The sequence below is a fragment of the Acinetobacter sp. WA-87 genome, assembly GCF_039938935.1.
In the GTDB taxonomy this organism is placed as follows: domain Bacteria; phylum Pseudomonadota; class Gammaproteobacteria; order Pseudomonadales; family Moraxellaceae; genus Acinetobacter; species Acinetobacter seifertii.
The window spans coordinates 20,515-39,027 of record NZ_JBDUVF010000006.1; the positions used below are offsets into that span (position 1 = coordinate 20,515).

Annotated in this window: 18 protein-coding genes and 4 tRNA genes; 19 read left to right on the forward strand and 3 right to left on the reverse strand. The window is 40.3% G+C overall.

Going from position 1 to position 18,513, the window contains the following annotated elements; genetic code table 11:
* Positions 1 to 73: 73 nt before the first annotated feature.
* Together ABFY81_RS15595 and fghA are read left to right on the forward strand one after the other, a co-directional pair.
* Complete coding sequence (locus tag ABFY81_RS15595; RefSeq protein ID WP_347914116.1) at positions 74 to 1,525, forward strand: C13 family peptidase; 1,452 nt, start codon at positions 74 to 76, stop codon at positions 1,523 to 1,525.
* Positions 1,494 to 2,339 carry an S-formylglutathione hydrolase gene (gene fghA / locus ABFY81_RS15600; RefSeq protein ID WP_347914117.1) on the forward strand — a complete coding sequence of 282 codons (846 nt, stop codon included), beginning with the start codon at positions 1,494 to 1,496 and terminating at the stop codon, positions 2,337 to 2,339. Before ABFY81_RS15595 ends, fghA begins: the two co-directional genes overlap by 32 nt.
* A gap of 3 nt (positions 2,340 to 2,342) precedes the next feature.
* On the opposite strand, the gene ABFY81_RS15605 is transcribed toward fghA, so the two are convergent.
* Complete coding sequence (locus tag ABFY81_RS15605) at positions 2,343 to 2,615, reverse strand: DUF2218 domain-containing protein (protein WP_347914118.1); 273 nt, start codon at positions 2,613 to 2,615, stop codon at positions 2,343 to 2,345.
* Positions 2,616 to 2,799: 184 nt separating this feature from the next.
* On the opposite strand from ABFY81_RS15605, the gene rpe reads away from it, so the two are divergent.
* The 15 genes from rpe to ABFY81_RS15680 all read left to right on the forward strand — a co-directional run bounded on the left by rpe (position 2,800) and on the right by ABFY81_RS15680 (position 13,150).
* Positions 2,800 to 3,486 (forward strand): ribulose-phosphate 3-epimerase, encoded by a 687-nt coding sequence (gene rpe / locus ABFY81_RS15610; protein ID WP_019456697.1) that lies wholly within the window; start codon positions 2,800 to 2,802, stop codon positions 3,484 to 3,486.
* 29 nt (positions 3,487 to 3,515) lie between these two features.
* Positions 3,516 to 3,656, forward strand: a complete 141-nt coding sequence (locus ABFY81_RS15615; protein ID WP_347914119.1) for a hypothetical protein — start codon at positions 3,516 to 3,518, stop codon at positions 3,654 to 3,656.
* A 255-nt stretch (positions 3,657 to 3,911) separates the two neighbouring features.
* Complete coding sequence (locus tag ABFY81_RS15620; RefSeq protein ID WP_347914120.1) at positions 3,912 to 4,733, forward strand: Cof-type HAD-IIB family hydrolase; 822 nt, start codon at positions 3,912 to 3,914, stop codon at positions 4,731 to 4,733.
* Positions 4,734 to 4,834: 101 nt separating this feature from the next.
* Positions 4,835 to 5,227: a hypothetical protein gene (locus ABFY81_RS15625; RefSeq protein WP_311070526.1), complete on the forward strand. Its 393-nt coding sequence runs from the start codon at positions 4,835 to 4,837 to the stop codon at positions 5,225 to 5,227.
* Between the two features lie 40 nt (positions 5,228 to 5,267).
* Complete coding sequence (locus ABFY81_RS15630; protein ID WP_347914121.1) at positions 5,268 to 7,322, forward strand: multicopper oxidase domain-containing protein; 2,055 nt, start codon at positions 5,268 to 5,270, stop codon at positions 7,320 to 7,322.
* Positions 7,309 to 8,064 (forward strand): copper resistance protein B, encoded by a 756-nt coding sequence (locus tag ABFY81_RS15635; protein WP_347914122.1) that lies wholly within the window; start codon positions 7,309 to 7,311, stop codon positions 8,062 to 8,064. Before ABFY81_RS15630 ends, ABFY81_RS15635 begins: the two co-directional genes overlap by 14 nt.
* Before the next feature lie 28 nt (positions 8,065 to 8,092).
* Positions 8,093 to 9,079 carry a cation diffusion facilitator family transporter gene (locus ABFY81_RS15640; RefSeq protein ID WP_347914123.1) on the forward strand — a complete coding sequence of 329 codons (987 nt, stop codon included), beginning with the start codon at positions 8,093 to 8,095 and terminating at the stop codon, positions 9,077 to 9,079.
* A 149-nt stretch (positions 9,080 to 9,228) separates the two neighbouring features.
* Positions 9,229 to 9,549 carry a multidrug efflux SMR transporter gene (locus tag ABFY81_RS15645; protein WP_004703760.1) on the forward strand — a complete coding sequence of 107 codons (321 nt, stop codon included), beginning with the start codon at positions 9,229 to 9,231 and terminating at the stop codon, positions 9,547 to 9,549.
* An 11-nt stretch (positions 9,550 to 9,560) separates the two neighbouring features.
* Positions 9,561 to 10,040 carry a methylated-DNA--[protein]-cysteine S-methyltransferase gene (locus ABFY81_RS15650; RefSeq protein WP_347914124.1) on the forward strand — a complete coding sequence of 160 codons (480 nt, stop codon included), beginning with the start codon at positions 9,561 to 9,563 and terminating at the stop codon, positions 10,038 to 10,040.
* A gap of 136 nt (positions 10,041 to 10,176) precedes the next feature.
* The gene (argJ, locus tag ABFY81_RS15655; protein ID WP_347914125.1) at positions 10,177 to 11,397 is read left to right on the forward strand and encodes a bifunctional glutamate N-acetyltransferase/amino-acid acetyltransferase ArgJ; all 1,221 of its coding nucleotides are present in this window, start codon (positions 10,177 to 10,179) and stop codon (positions 11,395 to 11,397) included.
* Between the two features lie 146 nt (positions 11,398 to 11,543).
* Positions 11,544 to 12,608 carry a quinolinate synthase NadA gene (gene nadA / locus ABFY81_RS15660; RefSeq protein WP_004703754.1) on the forward strand — a complete coding sequence of 355 codons (1,065 nt, stop codon included), beginning with the start codon at positions 11,544 to 11,546 and terminating at the stop codon, positions 12,606 to 12,608.
* 142 nt (positions 12,609 to 12,750) lie between these two features.
* Positions 12,751 to 12,827 (forward strand) — tRNA-Pro (locus tag ABFY81_RS15665).
* Between the two features lie 56 nt (positions 12,828 to 12,883).
* Positions 12,884 to 12,960: transfer RNA gene (locus ABFY81_RS15670), tRNA-Arg, on the forward strand.
* 33 nt (positions 12,961 to 12,993) lie between these two features.
* Positions 12,994 to 13,069, forward strand: a tRNA-His gene (locus tag ABFY81_RS15675).
* Between the two features lie 4 nt (positions 13,070 to 13,073).
* Positions 13,074 to 13,150 (forward strand) — tRNA-Pro (locus ABFY81_RS15680).
* 154 nt (positions 13,151 to 13,304) lie between these two features.
* On the opposite strand, the gene add is transcribed toward ABFY81_RS15680, so the two are convergent.
* Positions 13,305 to 14,300 carry an adenosine deaminase gene (gene add / locus ABFY81_RS15685; protein ID WP_347914126.1) on the reverse strand — a complete coding sequence of 332 codons (996 nt, stop codon included), beginning with the start codon at positions 14,298 to 14,300 and terminating at the stop codon, positions 13,305 to 13,307.
* A gap of 400 nt (positions 14,301 to 14,700) precedes the next feature.
* Between add and ABFY81_RS15690 the strand changes: the two genes are divergently transcribed.
* Entirely contained in the window at positions 14,701 to 15,876 is a 1,176-nt protein-coding gene (locus tag ABFY81_RS15690) for a zinc-binding dehydrogenase (protein WP_347914127.1), read from the forward strand.
* A 104-nt stretch (positions 15,877 to 15,980) separates the two neighbouring features.
* Here the strand turns inward: ABFY81_RS15690 and ABFY81_RS15695 are convergent, their stop codons facing one another.
* Positions 15,981 to 16,928 carry a LysR substrate-binding domain-containing protein gene (locus ABFY81_RS15695; protein ID WP_347914128.1) on the reverse strand — a complete coding sequence of 316 codons (948 nt, stop codon included), beginning with the start codon at positions 16,926 to 16,928 and terminating at the stop codon, positions 15,981 to 15,983.
* A 245-nt stretch (positions 16,929 to 17,173) separates the two neighbouring features.
* Between ABFY81_RS15695 and ABFY81_RS15700 the strand changes: the two genes are divergently transcribed.
* Positions 17,174 to 18,394 (forward strand): acyl-CoA dehydrogenase, encoded by a 1,221-nt coding sequence (locus tag ABFY81_RS15700; RefSeq protein ID WP_005071193.1) that lies wholly within the window; start codon positions 17,174 to 17,176, stop codon positions 18,392 to 18,394.
* Positions 18,395 to 18,513: the final 119 nt, after the last annotated feature.

The following is an 18,513-nucleotide window of genomic DNA, read 5'->3' on the forward strand; positions in this document are numbered from 1 at the left end:
GCATGATTGCTAAAATTCTTAGCAGGCATACACTTATGGTGCCTGACAAAAACGAAATTTTTGAAACCTTTTTATGATTGATCTCAAACCTTCCATTAACTTTTGGCATGATTTTAAAAGTAACCAGCTTGCCGGAATGTGGTTATTTTTGGGGTCAAGACGTTCCTTACAGATCGTACATCCCTCTATTCTTCAGCTTATTGTTTGGGGAATATTAGGTGGATGTACCAACTCGCTTTATAGCTGGCTTGTTGCTGGTCAAACGGGTGATTTCAACTCGCAAGGTTTAATTGGGTACGCACTTTGGCCTTTTATCGCGCTTATTGTTGGTATTTTTCTATCACAGCGTATTAATCAGCCGCGTTTGATGTTGGTTCCAGCTTTGCTCTGGCTGGTTTTAGATACCAATATTTTATTAATTCAATGTTTAATTCAATATTTGGGTTCTAACGGTTATCTAAACTTTATTCCCGATGCCATTTATAACGGTATTCTACCAAGCCTATTTGTGGCACTTTTTGTGTGGCAAAGTTTAGCTGTCATTTGGGTTTTCTCACGTGAGTTAAAATGGCCTTGGTGGGAGCGGGCGTTGGTCATGGTTGCGACTATTGCGACCATGGTGGTCTGGCAACTTTCAGTAAAAGATCAGCCTATTTGGAAAGTAGAAGACTCTCCGCCTACGTTTGCCGAAGATGCTTTTTATGCACAAAGCAAGTTACTTCATGATGCCTTAGAACAAGTCCAATATGGTGAAGTGGCTAAAAGCCATTGGTATTTCTTGGGTGTGGCGGGCGATAGTTACCAAGACGTTTTCAAGTCGGAAGTGGTCCGTATTAAAGAACAATTCGATACACGTTTCGGTACCGTTGGGCGTTCGATGATGCTGGTCAATAACCCAGACACTCGAACCGAAATCCCGATTGCATCTAAAACCAGTATTGAGCTAGCGCTACGTCGTATGGGCCAGCAAATGAACCGTGATAGTGATGTGCTGTTCTTATACATGACATCGCACGGTGAACAGAATCATTTTGAAATTGAAAATGCACCTTTAGATTTGGGGCAAGTCGATCCGAAATGGTTACGTGAAACACTCGATAAAGCTGGTATTCGTTGGCGCGTAATTGTCATTTCTGCTTGTTACTCTGGAAGTTTTATTCCTGCTTTACAGTCACCAGATACTTTAATTATTACGGCATCTGCGGCAGACAAAACTTCTTTTGGTTGTAATAACGAAGCTGACTATACTTATTTTGGACGAGCTTTCTTTGACTTGGCAATGCGAGAGCAATCTTCAATGAAAGATTCGTTTAATGCTGCCAAGCAAACTGTGACCAAATGGGAAGTAGCTCAAGGTGTAGACCCTTCAGAGCCACAATGGATGATTGGTAAGAATATGGAACTTATGCTACCTCAGTTGGAAAAATATCTTTTTCCACAGCAAAGTACAGATAGTGTAAATATTGCTCAAACACAAACAGAGGCTAAAAACGATGCAACTCCTGCAAAAAAACCGCTGCTTTGAAGGTGAGCAGCGTATCTACCAGTTCGATTCACAATTATTAAAAGGCTCTACTAAGTTTGGTGTTTATTTACCACCAGCAGCTTTGGAAGGTAAACCATGTTCTACATTGTTTTACTTGGCGGGTTTAACGTGTACTGAGGAAACCTTTGCCATTAAAGCACATGCACAGCATATGGCAGCCCAGCTTAGTCTTATACTGATTACGCCTGATACTTCACCTCGTGGTGAACAGGTAGCAGTAGGTGACAATTGGGATATAGGACAAGGTGCGGGCTTTTATATCAATGCTACACAAGCACCTTGGTCTGAACATTATCAGATGGAAAGCTATTTAATTGATGAGTTATATCCACTCATTTTAAAAAGCTTTCCAGTAAATGCTCAGCAAGTTGGTGTCTTTGGACATTCTATGGGGGGCCACGGCGCACTAACTTTGGCTTTTAAATATCCTGAAAAGTTTAAGTCGGTATCCGCTTTTGCTCCGATCTGTTCGCCAAGTGAATGTGCATGGGGTGAAAAAGCATTTAGCCATTATTTAGGTGCAGATCGTGAGAGCTGGTTGGACCATGATGCCACAGCTTTAGTCTCAAAAAATGGTGCGGTTTTTAGCGAAATTTTGGTTGATCAGGGATTGGATGACCAGTTTTATGAACAACTTCACCCTGAAAAATTTAAACAAGCATGTTTAAAAGCAGGACAGCCTTTAACTTTAAGACAACATGCTGGCTATGATCATGGCTATTATTTTATCCAGACCTTTATGGATGAGCACTTACAGTTTCATGCAATCCAGTTGGAAAAGGTCGCTGGCTAATAATTAGTGCTGCCATTCCACCTGAAATTCTTGTTGAGCCATACGGTTTAGATGATCATGGACAACTTTTTCCAAGTGGTCATGGTCATCTAACTGGCTATCAATAGCAACATTTAATTGCTCTGTTTCTGGTGCAAGTGTAATGGTTGCTGTAGGCATTAAGATTTTAAAATCTTGCTCAGTTTCTTGTACTTCAAATTTATGTTTCCAATGATTAACTAGACGTTTTGCAATGCGTTTTCCATCATTTGTTAATAGATGAGTCGTACTTTTCATTATCAATCCTCACATTGGTTTAATGTACCTTAACAAATTCGTTTGGCACTTGGCATTCTATAGTAGCAACGTTACGTTGCAAGTTTGAAATGTTGTCATTTAAACAAGGAAGGGCGGGCTAAGTAGGTTCTTTTTTGTTATAATTTCTAGTCTCTCCTTAAACTTCTAGCCAGGTCATCCACCTATGTCCAAGCCTTATTTGATTGCTCCTTCTATTTTATCTGCCGATTTTGCTCGTTTAGGCGAAGATGTAGACAAAGTGTTAGCTGCAGGTGCAGATGTAGTGCATTTTGACGTGATGGATAATCACTATGTTCCAAACTTAACTTTTGGTGCTGGTGTATGTAAGGCTCTAAAAAACTATGGTGTTAAAGCTCCAATTGATGTGCATTTAATGGTATCTCCAGTTGACCGTATTATTGGTGATTTCCTAGAGGCTGGCGCTGATATTATTACTTTCCACCCAGAAGCATCTCACCACATTGATCGTTCATTACAGCTGATTAAGTCTGGTGGTGCTAAAGCAGGTTTAGTCTTTAACCCAGCAACACCGTTACACCATTTAGATTACGTGCTTGATAAAGTTGACCAAATTTTAATAATGAGTGTAAACCCTGGCTTTGGTGGACAAAAGTTCATTCCAATGACTTTAGAGAAATTACGTGCAGCGCGCAAAATTATCGATGCAAGTGGCCGTGATATTCGTTTAGAAGTTGATGGTGGTGTTGGTCCTGCAAATATTCGTGAAATTGCAGAAGCGGGTGCAGATATGTTTGTTGCTGGTTCAGCTATTTTTGGTCAACCCGATTATAAAGTTGTGATTGATCAAATGCGTGCAGAGCTTGCTAAAGTAGGAACGAAAGAGGTTTAACAGCTGTTTTGTGCTTGGATAAGGTGAGAATGCTTTTCGTCACTCACAGCATAGCTGTTCGTCTTGCGCTTGGGAAAGTGTGGTTGATCTTCGCTCATGTGGATAACTTTGTTTATAACTGTATGGATAACTGTGTTGATAACCGTATGGATAAGATGTTGGTAAAATAAACAAAATGAGATCAACCGTTTACTCTCTAAACAAAATATATGAAAAAAGAACGCTTTGGCGTTCTTTTTTTATGCGTATTGAATATTTTATTGTCTGGTTTTTTATTAAGCTTTGCTAAAAAATAACCTGTGCAAAAAACGAGATGAGGCTGTATAAAACTTTTAAAAATTAATAGATATAAAACTGTAAAAGTGTCATGAAAAGTAAAGCTAAATTTGATTTAATAAGATTTTAGTAAGAGACCTAGATCATTAATGACAGTAAAAATTTTAGCGGTAGATATGGATGGGACTTTTCTTAATTCTAAGAAGCAGTACAACAAAGCACGTTTTTTAAAACAGTATGAACAATTAAAACAAAATAATATTCATTTTGTGGTGGCCAGCGGTAACCAACTCGCAAAGCTTGTGACCTATTTTCCAGAAATTAATCATGAAATAGCTTTTATTGCAGAAAATGGCGCACATGTTGTAGATGCTGGACAAGAACTCGCTTTTGCCCATTTAAGCAAAGAACAGTTTAGTAATATTCTAAAAGCGATTGACCCTGCGTATACCTCGACTATGGTGATCTGTGGGAAACAGAGTGCTTATGTGCATAGCAGTATGAACGCAGAGGACTACGCTAAAGTCGCTCGATATTTTGAGAAGCTGACAGTTATCGATGACTTTTATGCGCTAAATGACTTGGTGTGTAAAATTACTTTTACTGCTCAGGAAAACGAAAGTTTTGCAATTTTTGAACATTTTCAGAAGAAAAGTTTTGTACCAGATAAAATTTTAGTGCCTGTTTCCAGTGGGTTTGGTTTTATCGATTTGATTCTTCCAGACCAGCATAAAGCACATGGTTTGAAGCTATTACTACAAAAATGGCAGATTGAACCTAAACAGGTGGTAGCGATAGGTGATAACAATAATGATATCCAGATGATTAAAGCAGTCGGTTATGGTTTTGCGGTTGAAAATGCTGTTCAAGCTTTAAAAGCAGTGGCACCTTATGCAACTGTAAGTAATGAACACGAAGGTGCACTAGATGTGATTGATTTAGTTCTTCAGCATCAACCTCCGTTTGCTTAATGACCGTAAAAACAATCAATTAAGATGTAAAATTGTATCTGATTTAAAACTTGGTTATGCTTATATCCCATAGATAAATGGATTGCTCAAGGCAATAAATGATGACGCTGCAACACTTACGCAAGTATGCTTGGTTTGTGTTCCTAATGACTTTAGTTGTTGGGTGGAGTGGCGTGTCTGTTGCTCAGATGCCTATGCAGCATGATCTTCATACGATGCCATGTCATAGTAAGCAAATGACACATCATACTATGCAGGGTCAAGCTGATGATCAGGCGATGTGCCATCAATCTATGGTGAAAGTTTCTCAACATGGTGAACACTGCCAAGACTGTAACCCAGTCCATTGTCAGATGCTGAATCTGGCTTTGCAGCAAGCTGTACCAGACGTTGAAACATCATTTATTCCTATTTCATCTCAATTTAGTAGTGTTTATCAGGCTCAGCATTTAGCCGGATACTGGCAAGAAATTTTACGTCCTCCAAAAGCTTAATCCTTTCTTACTTATTTTTTTAGTTCAAAGGATTACAGCAATGTCTCATAAAACAATTAGCAGCCTCGTCGCTGTATTTGGTCTATTGGTTTCACCATGGACTCTCGCGGCAATTAAGGAATATCACCTTAATATTAATGAACAACAGGTCAATATTACTGGTCAGCCGCTCAAACGAATTACCGTAAATGGAAAATTTACAGCCCCACTTCTTGAGTTTGAGGAAGGGGATGAGGCTGTTATTCATGTTCATAACCAATTAAAGAATCAAGATACGTCTTTGCATTGGCATGGGTTGTTACTGCCAGGGTTAATGGATGGTGTACCGGGTTTTAATAATTTCAAAGGAATCGCGCCAAACGGAGATTTTGTTTACCGCTTTAAGGTGAAGCAAAATGGTACTTATTGGTATCACGCGCATAGTAAAGGCCAAGAGCAAGATGGTTTATATGGGCCACTCGTAATTTACCCCAAAGGGAAAATACCAGTTGCGGCGCATGAAAAAACTGATCGTGATTATGTAGTGATGCTTTCAGATTTTCATAACTCTTCTAGCGATAGTATTTTAAAGAATTTAAAGAAATCTGCTGAGTATTATCAAAACCGCCGTGAAACCGTATCTGATGTGTGGAAGCAAGTTAAAGCACAAGGCTTAAAGGCAACTTGGCAAGATCGTTCCATGTGGAATCAGATGCGGATGTTAAAAACCGATATGTCTGATGTGACGGGTTATACCTTCTTAGTTAATGGCAAGACACCAGAGCAAAATTGGACAGGTAATTTTAAAGCTGGAGATAAGGTTCGATTACGATTTATTAATGCATCAGCAATGTCATTTTTTGATGTCAGAATTCCAAATTTAAAAATGACTGTCGTGAGTGCAGACGGACAGCCAGTTAAACCTGTTGCAATTGACGAGTTTCGTATTGGCACAGCCGAAACCTACGATGTCATTGTGGAACCTAAACAGTCAAATTATCAGATTGAAGCAGAGTCTATTGACCGTAGTGGTTTTGCTATCGGCACTTTGCATAATGAAAATACACAAGCTGTAGGACCAATTCAAATACCACAGCCGCGTCCGCGTGCTTTGTTAACCATGGACGACATGGGCATGAATCATGGTAGTGGAAGTGATGAACATGCTGGCCATCAAATGAATATGCAACATGACATGTCTGAAATGAAAAAAGAGACAAGCCAGGCTAATCATGATCATACGGTGATGAAGATGGATGATGACATGAAAAATATGTCATCTGACGAACATGATCATTCTATGATGCAAATGAAGCACGATATGTCGGCTATGCCTGAAATGAAAAAAGAAGAGAGCCAGACTAATCATGATCACACAATGATGAGCAATGACATGAAAAATATGTCATCTGAAAAACATGATCATTCTATGATGCAAATGAAGCATGACATGTCAGCGATGCCTGAAATGAAACATGATATGCAGGCAATGTCGTCTAGCGAACATGACCACGCTATGATGAATATGAAGCATGAGATGCCATCTCAATCTGAGAATAAAACTAAAAAAGATGAGCCTGTGTATGGCTGGGCAAATGCTTCAACACCAGCGGGTATGAAAGCACTGCAATATAGTGATTTGCAGTCTTTAACACCTCAGTCAGATACCCGTGCGCCGGAACGTGAATTAGTCATCCGTTTAGGGGGTAACATGGAGCGTTATATCTGGACCATTAATGGTAAGAAATTTAACGAAGCTGAACCATTACAAGTTAAATATGGCGAACGTATTCGCTTGAAGTTTGTGAATGACAGCATGATGGCCCATCCAATGCATTTACATGGCATGTTTATGCAATTAGAAAATGGCCAAAAAGCTGAAAACTTACCGAATAAACACACCATTGTTGTTCCACCAGGAAAGACTGTTACTGCGTTATTGACGGCTGATGCATTAGGTGAGTGGGCGATTCATTGTCATTTGCTTTATCACATGAGCGCCGGAATGATGAATAAGTTGATTGTTGCACAAGTAAACGATAGCCAACAACCAGCTCAATTACAGCCAATCGTTCAATCTGAAAATGAGAAAGGAGCTAGTCATGCGCATCACTAAGTTATTTTCTCAAATGATATGTTGCGGTGCTTTCTCGGGTATATCTATATTTGCTTTTGCTCAAGAGCCTTTAACTCATGATCATTTACGTGAACATGGTGGACAGGTTTATCAAGCAACAAAAATTGATTCTGGTTGGACTCAAAATGAAGAAGGAGAAGGACGTTTTTCTTCTGAATTGGAAAGCTGGGTGGGAACTGATGAAAATAAACTGTTCATTAAAGCCCATGTTGAAAAAGCTGAGTCGGAAGATGCTAATTATGGTGGTTCAGTACTTTATAGCCGCAATGTTGCCGACTATTGGGATGTACAGGCTGGGGTAAACTACGAACGTTTACAGCGGGAAGATGAAAAGCAAGATCGCTGGGCTGGTGTAGTGGGCTTACACGGCATGGCACCTTACTTTTTTGAAACCGATGCTTATCTTTACGCAGGTGAAGATCAGTTATGGAAGTTAAGTTTAGAAACGGAAAGAGACTTACTCTTTACCCAAAAGTTGATTGGTAAGCCCTATTTAAAAGCAGATGTTGTTTTGCAAGATGAATCTCGCTATGCCAGTAAAACGGGATTATCGAGTTTGCAGGCAGGTTTTCAAACCCGTTATGAAATCAATAAAAAGGTCATGCCATTTGTTGATGTCGGTCATGGTTATGAAAAAGGTCTAAAACAAACTGCTTGGCAAACTGGAACAGACTCTGAACATGGTTGGTATTATGGTGCAGGGTTAACACTTAAGTTTTAATTGCCGAACAAAAATTAAGCTTAATGACATGCCATTGGTTTATACTGATGGCATTGTTTTTTGTGTCAGTTATGGTGCAAAGATGGCTTTAGAAAAACAAGAGAATCAAATAAATGTAAATAAAAGCTGTGGGTGCTCAAGCGTAGCAACTCAGGACTATTCTATGCCGAGTGAACCTATGGCGAATAAAATCCAATGGGTGAGTTATTACCATATTCCTCACATGGATTGCGCAGCAGAAGAGCAAATGGTGCGAATGGCTTTAGCACCTTATGCTGAACATATTCAAGAACTTGAATTTGATTTACCTACTCGTCATTTAGCGGTATATCACAGTACAGCAGCTGAAAAAATTACCCAAAGCCTGCAACGCCTAGGTTTAGGGGCTGAGTTACAGCAAACGCAGCCACACTATGAACCCGTTGAAAAGCCTAAAAAGGTACGTGCTAGTTCTTCAAACCATGCAGCACAAAAACAGGTTTTACAATGGTTGTTACTCATTAATGCTGTGATGTTTTTCATCGAATTTATGGCAGGCATTATTGCGTCATCAACAGGATTAATTGCTGACTCACTTGATATGTTTGCCGATGCGGCAATTTATGGAATTGCTTTATTTGTGGTAGGTAAAAACCTCAATGCTCAATTAAAGGCCGCACATATTTCCGGATGGTTTCAGTTTGGCTTAGCCATGATTGTCTTAGTTGATGTACTACGTCGTTTTATATACGGCAGTGAACCTGTTTCAATTCTCATGATTTTAATTGGTAGCTTAGCCCTTGCGGCCAATGTTAGTTGTCTTTATTTAATGAGAGACCATAAGGAGAGTGGGGCACATATGAAGGCGAGTTATATATTCTCTGCCAATGATGTCATCGTAAACTTAGGCGTCATAATTGCGGGAATATTAGTTGCAATCACAGGTTCTCGTTACCCTGATCTCATAATTGGGTTAATTATTGTTTTATTTGTTTTAAATGGTGCACGGAAAATCTTACAACTCAAAAATGAATAATATTTTCTGATAGAGGTAAGCTTGGGTTCGGGTTTGCCTACATTTTTTATTTTAAAGTAAACTGAGTCTTCACATAAAGGAGGAACGACCTCCCCCATAATGGGTAATCATGTCAGGACGACCTGACACTATAAAAATTAGTGAATGTTATGGCTTGGGCTATTTTAATTTTAGCAGGTGTATTTGAAATCATTTGGGCATATTCTATGAAAATGTCTGAAGGTTTTACACGTTTAACACCTAGTATTATTACCGTAGTTTTTATGATTTTGAGTGTAGTTCTGCTTTCAATATCAATGAAAACTCTACCCCTTGGTACTGCTTATACGGTTTGGACAGGCATAGGTGCAATTGGATCATTTTTAGTGGGTATATTTTTTCTTCATGAACCTATTGGTGCGATGAGAATGATTGCCGCTGTACTGATTGTATCGGGACTGGTTCTAATGAAAATTTCGTCTCCATCTTAAAAGGATAAAGTATGTTGCTGTCTTATAAGTATATCAATTCGCCTGTTGGGCAATTAAAGCTAGTTGCGAATGAAAATGCTTTGGTGGCAGTACTTTGGGACAATGAAAATCCAAAACGTGTTCGACTAGCAGAGCTGGTCGAACAAACTGAGCATCCAATTTTATTAAAAACTGAGCAACAGTTAAAAGAATACTTTGAAGGTACGCGCCGTGAGTTTAGCTTGCCATTAGATTTTGAAGGTACAGCATTTCAAAAGCAGGTGTGGGCGACATTACTCAGTATTCCCTATGGTGAAACAAGAAGTTATAAAGAGATTGCTGTTCAAATTGGCAATGAAAAAGCCGTGCGTGCAGTAGGTGCTGCTAATGGTAAAAACCCGATTTCAATTATTGCACCTTGTCACCGAGTCATTGGGGCAGGCGGCGCCTTGGTTGGTTTTGCGGGTGGTCTTGATAAGAAAGATATTTTATTAAAATTAGAGCAACAATAAGCTATTTTTAGCGCTCGATTTTTTCAGGCTTTTCTAATAAGCTGTCAAGAATGATATTTCATGTAAAGCATGTTTTGTTACATCGCTATTTTCTGAAATATTAATCTTTTCATAACAAACTCTGGATGTTCTAAAAATGGCTGTCGGCGACGTAACAATGCCACAAATGCATGTGGTAAAAGGTGTAAAAATTGGCTCAACTGAAGCATATGTACGTTACCAGAACCGACGAGATTTAGTCATTTTTGAGTTTGCAGAAGGTTCAAACGTTGCTGGGGTATTTACCCAAAATGCATTCTGTGCAGCACCTGTTCATGTATCGAAAGCTCATCTTGCACAAGGCAACCCTCGTTATTTAGTAATTAATACAGGTAATGCCAATGCGGGTACTGGACCTACAGGTTTAAAAAATGCCCAAGACACTTGCGCGAAGTTAGCTGAGCTTGCTGGTGTGAACAGTTTTGAAGTACTTCCGTTTTCTACGGGTGTGATTGGTGAGCAGCTTCCAATGGAGCGTTTACTTGCTGGTCTTCAGCCTGCATTAAATAGCGTACAAGATGCTGCTTGGAATGATGCAGCAACTGGCATTATGACGACAGACACTGTGCCTAAAGGTGCATCTGAACAATTTGAACTTGATGGCGTTACTTATACCATGACAGGTATTAGTAAAGGCGCAGGCATGATCCGTCCAAACATGGCAACCATGCTGAGCTTTGTTGCTACAGATGCGCCTATTAGCCGCGATTTAGTACAAAAACTATTAAAGACAACAGTTGAGCATTCATTTAACCGTATTACCATTGATGGTGATACTTCAACAAATGACTCTTGTATTTTTGTGGCGACTGGTCAGGCAGGTGGCACTGAAATTACATCAGACAGCGATGCACGCTACGCAAAAGTATTAGAAGTGCTTGCTCGTGTTATGAATCGCTTAGCGCAGTTAATTATTCGTGATGGCGAAGGTGCGACGAAGTTTATTACTGTTGCGGTAGAGGGTGGTGGTAACATTCAGGAATGTTGTGACATTGCGTACAGCATTGCGCACTCTCCACTTGTTAAAACCGCACTTTTCGCATCTGACCCGAACTGGGGACGTATTTTAGCGGCAATTGGCTATGCTGGAGTGAAAGACTTAGACGTGTCAAAAATTCAGGTATGGCTAGACGACGTACAAATCTGTAAAGATGGTGGTGCAGCCGAGGACTATACTGAAGAAGCGGGCGCGCGCGTTATGGCACAAACCGAAATTACCATTCGTGTTGATTTAGGTCGCGGACAAGCCAAAGACACAGTCTATACATGCGATTTATCTTACGACTATGTCAAGATTAATGCAGATTACCGTTCGTAAATATTCAGTTATAATCAAGCCTCGACAAAGAGGCTTTTTTATTAGCCCCAACTTTTGATATTAAATGATTCAATCTATTAAATCATTTAAGCAGTAACGTTATATGCGAGCAGGTATGCCAGCATAAAGGATAGAGAAGACGTTTTATGAGTGATGCGACTTTAATTGCCAACGATGCAAAAAACATTGTACAAGCGCATTTAGACCGTTTAGGTGAGCCAAAAGACAATCGCTTAAGTGAAGAAGCAAAACAACAAAAGTTTGCACAGATCGAAGCAGAGCTCAAAAAACGTGATGCTGTCCTTGTTGCTCATTACTATTGCGACCCTGAAGTACAAGAGCTTGCTGAAAAAACAGGTGGATGTGTTTCTGATTCTTTAGAAATGGCCCGTTTTGGACGCGATCATGCTGCCTCAACATTAGTCGTTGCTGGTGTTAAATTTATGGGGGAGACAGCTAAAATTCTGTCTCCTGAAAAAACAATTTTAATGCCGACACTTGAAGCAACTTGTTCACTCGACTTGGGCTGTCCAGTTGATGAGTTCACAGCATTTTGTGATCAACACCCTGACCATACTGTAGTTGTTTATGCAAACACATCTGCTGCTGTTAAAGCACGTGCAGATTGGGTCGTAACTTCAAGCTGTGCTGTTGAAATTGTTGAGCACCTAGACAGCTTGGGCGAAAAAATTATTTGGGCACCAGATCAGCACTTAGGTCGCTATATCCAAAAGAAAACCGGCGCTGACATGTTGCTTTGGGATGGCGCATGTATTGTGCATGAAGAATTCCGCGCACGTGGTATTGCCAGCATGAAAGCACTGTATCCAGACGCTGCTGTATTGGTACATCCAGAGTCGCCAGAGTCGGTTGTAGAAATTGCCGATGCGGTAGGTAGTACTTCTCAACTCATTAAAGCTGCACAGACTTTGCCAAACGAAAGACTCATTGTGGCAACAGACCGCGGTATTTTCTACAAAATGCAGCAAGCAGTACCCAATAAGATTTTAGTTGAAGCACCAACAGCGGGTGAGGGGGCAACTTGTCGTTCATGTGCTCACTGTCCGTGGATGGCAATGAATGAACTCGATGGAATTTTAGAAGTTTTACAAAAAGGTGATCAGGAAATACACGTTGATCCAGCGCTAGCTGAACGTGCCAAAATGCCTTTAGATCGAATGTTAGCCTTTAGTGCATCGTTAAAACGTTAAAAAACCTCAAAATGCTTGTTAAATATACATTTGATAAGGATTTTTAACTTTTTTTTAGAATAGGTGTTGACGTCTGAGGGCGTCGCGCCTAGAATGCACACCGTACCGCACGATGTGCGATACAGCAAAAGCTGAGATAGATCGGAGCATAGCACAGCCTGGTAGTGCACCTGGTTTGGGACCAGGGGGTCGTAGGTTCGAATCCTACTGCTCCGACCACTTAAAATAATATTTTAAGATCGGCGAAGTATCGCATGATAAGCATCATCGGTTAAGCGCCTGTAGCTCAGTTGGATAGAGCATCCGCCTTCTAAGCGGATGGTCACAGGTTCGAATCCTGTCAGGCGCGCCATTTGGTAGCTTGGTACATAGAACTTATTTGATGGTGGATGTAGCTCAGTTGGTAGAGCCCTGGATTGTGATTCCAGTTGTCGCGGGTTCGAATCCCGTCATTCACCCCAATTTCGGAGCATAGCACAGCCTGGTAGTGCACCTGGTTTGGGACCAGGGGGTCGTAGGTTCGAATCCTACTGCTCCGACCATATTTAAAAGCGTTCAAGCTTTGAAAATATCCCAAATATTAAAAAGAATTTCTTCTAGCCTTAAAGGTGGAAGGAATTTTTTTGTTTTATATATCTAAATTTAATTCATACACGCTCCAATATTTGAACTTATTTATATAAGCTCTGTTCTCTGTTATTGATATTTCTGTCTTAACTCATCTTTTTCTTGATCTGTCAAAAATGAGATTTTAAGACCATTTTGTTGAGCTGTATAAATTTGCTCAGGGCTTAAACCCGCCAGTGGGGCAGCAGTTAAATATTCATGTTGTATCTCAATACCTTCTACTGCTGGGTCATCCGTATTAATGGTGGCAAGCACACCATGTTCTAAAAATGTCTTTAATGGATGTTCTGCTAAAGACGGCACTGTATTGGTTTGAATGTTTGAGGTGAGACAAGACTCAATACCAATCTTATGTTTCGCTAAATAATCTAAAAGTTTTAAATCTTGAACTGCTTTAACGCCATGTCCAATTCGTTCGGCACCTAATTCTTCAATAGCTTGCCAAATACTTTCTGGGCCGGCAGCTTCGCCTGCATGTACCGTAATGTGCCAACCTGCATCATGTGCTTTTTTAAAATGATCAATAAATAAATTGCCCGGAAAACCAAGCTCATCTCCAGCGAGATCCAACGCTTTAATATCATTTTTATGGGCGAGTAGAGCATTTAACTCTTTTTCACAGGCTTCCTGACCAAAAGTACGGCTCATAATGCCAATTAAATTCGCTTTTACTCCGTAAGCTTGACTACCTTCTTTTACGCCCGCAATAACCGCTTCAACAACGCCTTCAAGTGGAAGTTGATGTGTCATTCCCATATAACCTGGTGAAAAACGCAGCTCTACATAATCTAGGCCTTGTTGTGCTGCATCTTGCATGTTTTCAAAAGCAATGCGTTTGCAGGCATCTAAACTCGCTAATACTTTTACGCCCCAATCGAGCTTAGATAAAAAACTTAATAAGTCAGGTTGGTTATTCATCACTTGTACGTGTGGTCGTAAAGATTCAATGTCGTAGGCAGGTAAATCTAAATTGTATTGTTGCCCCAACTCCAAAATGGTTTGAATGCGGATGTTGCCATCAAGGTGGCGGTGTATATCTGTAAGGGGGAGCGTTTTTGTAATCATAGACTTCTTCTTATCTGTTCGTATTAATTCATCATGCCTGTTTAGGACTGCTGATAAAAGTTTGGATTTGCTATGTTTTTGTGAAAAGCGTTGAGTTGAGTTTTTTGAACTTACTATATTTGTATAAGTTTTAATTTTGATGACATTGTTCTGGCCTAAGAAGACAACGCAGTCTGTGTAAGATACAAGCACCAAGATTTTTATTGTTTTAATTTCGCTGCGCCTGTTTTTGTTGACTCTTCAACAATAGATTGGCTGAAGAATGGTCATTGGTATTTTGCTTTTTAGTTGTAAAGATGAATAAAGGCTTGCTAAAGACCAAACCGATAAAGCGATTAATTTATCTGTAGAAATCTATTTCTGGCAAGTAAATGAAAAAGAAGAAATAGGAAGCACTCAAATGAAGTCGGTACTTTGTCATCAAGCAACATTACAAGTAGTGGATCAACCGAACTTAACACCTGCAAAAGGGCAGGTTTTATTAGAAGTGGTGCGATGTGGCATCTGTGGTTCAGATTTACATATGCAGCACCACTGCGACCACATGCATGATCTGGCTGCACGTGTCGGGTTTAATGGTTTAGCCAAGTCTACAGATCCGTTTGTATTGGGACATGAGTTTTGCGGTAAGGTTTTAGACTACGGCCCAAAAACACGTCATAAATTTAAAGCGGATACACTCGTTTGCGCAATGCCGCTTTTAAATGTAGATCAGCATGGTTATTTGTCTACAGGGCTTTCTCCAAATGCTTCGGGTGGTTATGCCGAGCAAGTATTGGCTCAATCGAGCTTGATGTTTGAAGTACCCAACGGTCTAGATGCCGATAGTGCTGCCATGACTGAACCTATGGCGGTTGCATTACATGCTGTTCGCCGTAGTCGTGTAAAAACTGGTGAACCTGCGATTGTAATTGGCTGTGGTCCTGTCGGGCTAGGTGTCATATTAATGCTTAAAGCAGCTGGGGTTAAAACTGTAGTTGCCAGCGACTTTTCTCCAAACCGTCGTAAGCTTGCCGAGCAATGCGGTGCCGATATTGTGGTAGACCCTAAAGAGACATCGCCATTTGCTAACTGGAAAGAGTTTGGTTTACTTGGCAATGTTTCGGATGCTATTAACATGGGCATGGGGTTGTTTGATAAGTTACAAGCGACTCGCTTACCTTGGTGGCATGGATGGCGCATGATTGATAAATTAGGTGCTTTGCCAAAACGTCCTATTATTTTTGAGTGTGTGGGCGTACCGGGTGTTTTGCAGCAAATTATTGAAGGTGCACCTTTGTTTTCCCGAATTGTTGGGGTGGGCGTGTGCATGCAAAGTGACAAAATAGAACCCGCACTTGCGATTAATAAAGAGTTAGAAATTCAGTTTGTGTTGGGCTATACACCGCTTGAGTTCCGAGATGCTCTGCATATGATTGCAGAAGGTAAAGTGAACTGCTCACCACTGATTACCGGTGTTGTAGGTTTAGAGGGTGTTACGAGTGCATTTGAAGCGTTACGCGACCCTGAACAGCATGCCAAAATCTTGATTGACCCGAAACGTCGTGGTTCAGATATTCAATTAATGAATCATTAATTTCAAAGACATTTATGCTTAACTAAAAGGTTGTGATCTGATTAATCACAATCTTTTTTTATGCGTATAGATCGCAATATGTGGCATAAATGAAAGCTGCTCAGCTAATTGATATTACTTTTTAACTGCTCTAACTCTTGATAAATCCACTCAACAAATTTTTGAATGGTTGGGGTTATGTCTTGGCTCGAATGGATGAGGTAGTACTTTCGGCTGCCTTTTAATTTTTTATTGGAAACAATCACCAGTTCTTTTTTTTGTAGTTCAGACTTAATCAACATTTGTGGAATTAAAGCCATTCCCATGTCATGACTGGCAGCAACCGCAAGCATCGAAAATAACTCATGGCGTTGTCCATCAAAAGGTTTCGGGTGTTGCATCTGATGGGTCAGAAACCATTCTTGCCAAATGCTTGGCCGAGTGGTTTGTTGTAGCAGGGGAATTTTTAGCAAATCTTCTGAGCTTAAATCATAGGTATTTTCATTAATCATCACAGCATCTGGAAAATACTTCTCGATGAGTCTGGGTGAGCACACGGGTACAATTTCTTCATCCATTAAATAATGCGCTTGTATGCCGGGCCAGTGGTCAATTTGCTGCTGCGTACCTGCAAAAATCGCAGCGTCAAAAATATTGTCATTAAATAAAAAAGGCTTGGTACTGGTTTCTAAGTGAACCGTAATTTCAGGGTGTTTTTGATTTAAAAGATGAAGTTTGGGTAACAGCCAACGGGTTGCAAAGGTAGGCACCACGCCTAACTTTAATGTTCCGCCTAAACCTTTATGAGAAATCACATCGGCCGTACATTTCTCTAGCCCTAACAAGTAGGGTTTAATGCTTTTAAAATATTGCTGACCAGCAATGGTGAGTTCAACCCCATGCCGAGTACGTATAAAGAGTTCAACGCCCAAGAAGTCTTCTAACTGCTGAATTTGGCGAGAGACAGCGCTTTGGGTAATACATAACTCTTGCGCAGCATAGGTATAACTTAGATGTTTTGCTGCACTTTCAAAGCAAATCAGGCCCTGAATGGACGGGATACTTCGTCGCATAAATAAATCCTTTTATTTGTCGTCATATTTCAAAACAGCATATGACCTAAATGCAGATATCCGAGTTTAGTATAAAAATAAGCCATTTTTAATGAAATACAACGAATTAAATATCTAAATTTAAACCTTCTTATTTTAAATATGCGTAAGTCGCATATCTGCATGAACATTTATCGTTTGATTACTGTATTTTTCACGCATAACATCGAGTTAAATAAAGAAGATCCAATCAAGCAGAGGATGCGATGAATCACATGGTGACAACAAAAAAAGCAAAAGTTCAATTTAACTGGCAAGACCCATTTTTAATTGAGCAACAGCTTACCGAAGATGAGCGCATGATTCGTGATGCGGCTCATGCCTATTGCCAAGAACGTTTGCAACCACGTGTACTTGAACAATTTCGTCATGAAACAACAGATCCATCTATTTTCCGTGAAATGGGAGAGCTTGGCTTACTGGGTCCAACCATTCCTGAGCAATATGGCGGTGCAGGTTTAAACTATGTGAGTTATGGCTTGGTTGCGCGTGAAATTGAATATGTGGATTCGGGCTACCGCTCTATGGCGAGCGTGCAAAGCTCATTGGTGATGGTTCCGATTCATGAATTTGGTACCGAAGAGCAAAAGCAGAAATACTTACCTAAACTAGCTACTGGTGAATATATTGGTTGTTTTGGTTTGACTGAACCTGATCATGGCTCAGACCCGGGCAGTATGATTACTCGTGCTAAGAAAGTTGACGGTGGTTACCGTTTAAGTGGCGCAAAAATGTGGATTACCAATAGTCCAATTGCCGATGTATTTGTAGTCTGGGCAAAAGAAGTTTCTGCTGAAGGTAATGTGGGTGATATTCGCGGCTTCATTTTAGAAAAGGGCTGGGAAGGTTTATCTGCGCCTGCCATTCATGGCAAGGTTGGTTTACGTGCCTCGATTACGGGTGAAATTGTAATGGATAACGTATTTGTACCTGAAGAAAATGCATTCCCTGAAATTCGAGGCTTAAAAGGCCCATTTACCTGTCTAAATAGCGCCCGCTATGGCATTGCATGGGGCGCAATGGGTGCTGCCGAGTTCTGCTGGCATACCGCACATCAATACACCATGGACCGCAAACAATTTGGTCGTCCGTTAGCTGCAAATCAGTTGATTCAAAAGAAACTCGCAGATATGCAAACTGAAATTGCTTTGGGTCTGCAAGTGGCTTTACGTTTTGGTCGTATGAAAGATGAAGGCATTGCGTCAGTTGAAGGTACATCTCTCATTAAGCGTAATAACTGTGGGAAAGCACTTGATATTGCCCGTATGGCACGTGACATGATGGGTGGAAACGGTATTAGTGATGAGTTTGGCGTAGCACGTCATTTGGTCAATCTTGAAGTTGTGAACACCTATGAAGGTACACATGATGTTCATGCTCTTATTTTAGGTCGTGCCCAAACAGGCATTGCCGCATTTAGTAACTAACTCATTAATTTTTTAAAAGATAGAGGTGTTCTTTCGAGAGCACCTTTAGGGATTTTTACGCAAAAATTTATGGAAAATGACAAGATTCATCGTAAGGATACTCATGTAAAGATACGCCT

What these genes read in the sequence shown, in the direction of transcription:
- fghA (WP_347914117.1), top strand. Translation starts at nt 1,494, where the DNA reads ATGCAACTCCTGCAAAAAAACCGCTGCTTTGAAGGTGAGCAGCGTATC.
- ABFY81_RS15595 (WP_347914116.1), top strand. Translation starts at nt 74, where the DNA reads ATGATTGATCTCAAACCTTCCATTAACTTTTGGCATGATTTTAAAAGT.
- ABFY81_RS15640 (WP_347914123.1), top strand. Translation starts at nt 8,093, where the DNA reads ATGCCATTGGTTTATACTGATGGCATTGTTTTTTGTGTCAGTTATGGT.
- ABFY81_RS15615 (WP_347914119.1), top strand. Translation starts at nt 3,516, where the DNA reads ATGCTTTTCGTCACTCACAGCATAGCTGTTCGTCTTGCGCTTGGGAAA.
- argJ (WP_347914125.1), top strand. Translation starts at nt 10,177, where the DNA reads ATGGCTGTCGGCGACGTAACAATGCCACAAATGCATGTGGTAAAAGGT.
- rpe (WP_019456697.1), top strand. Translation starts at nt 2,800, where the DNA reads ATGTCCAAGCCTTATTTGATTGCTCCTTCTATTTTATCTGCCGATTTT.
- ABFY81_RS15620 (WP_347914120.1), top strand. Translation starts at nt 3,912, where the DNA reads ATGACAGTAAAAATTTTAGCGGTAGATATGGATGGGACTTTTCTTAAT.
- add (WP_347914126.1), bottom strand. Translation starts at nt 14,300, where the DNA reads ATGATTACAAAAACGCTCCCCCTTACAGATATACACCGCCACCTTGAT.
- ABFY81_RS15605 (WP_347914118.1), bottom strand. Translation starts at nt 2,615, where the DNA reads ATGAAAAGTACGACTCATCTATTAACAAATGATGGAAAACGCATTGCA.
- nadA (WP_004703754.1), top strand. Translation starts at nt 11,544, where the DNA reads ATGAGTGATGCGACTTTAATTGCCAACGATGCAAAAAACATTGTACAA.
- ABFY81_RS15690 (WP_347914127.1), top strand. Translation starts at nt 14,701, where the DNA reads ATGAAGTCGGTACTTTGTCATCAAGCAACATTACAAGTAGTGGATCAA.
- ABFY81_RS15630 (WP_347914121.1), top strand. Translation starts at nt 5,268, where the DNA reads ATGTCTCATAAAACAATTAGCAGCCTCGTCGCTGTATTTGGTCTATTG.
- ABFY81_RS15700 (WP_005071193.1), top strand. Translation starts at nt 17,174, where the DNA reads ATGAATCACATGGTGACAACAAAAAAAGCAAAAGTTCAATTTAACTGG.
- ABFY81_RS15635 (WP_347914122.1), top strand. Translation starts at nt 7,309, where the DNA reads ATGCGCATCACTAAGTTATTTTCTCAAATGATATGTTGCGGTGCTTTC.
- ABFY81_RS15625 (WP_311070526.1), top strand. Translation starts at nt 4,835, where the DNA reads ATGACGCTGCAACACTTACGCAAGTATGCTTGGTTTGTGTTCCTAATG.
- ABFY81_RS15645 (WP_004703760.1), top strand. Translation starts at nt 9,229, where the DNA reads ATGGCTTGGGCTATTTTAATTTTAGCAGGTGTATTTGAAATCATTTGG.
- ABFY81_RS15650 (WP_347914124.1), top strand. Translation starts at nt 9,561, where the DNA reads ATGTTGCTGTCTTATAAGTATATCAATTCGCCTGTTGGGCAATTAAAG.
- ABFY81_RS15695 (WP_347914128.1), bottom strand. Translation starts at nt 16,928, where the DNA reads ATGCGACGAAGTATCCCGTCCATTCAGGGCCTGATTTGCTTTGAAAGT.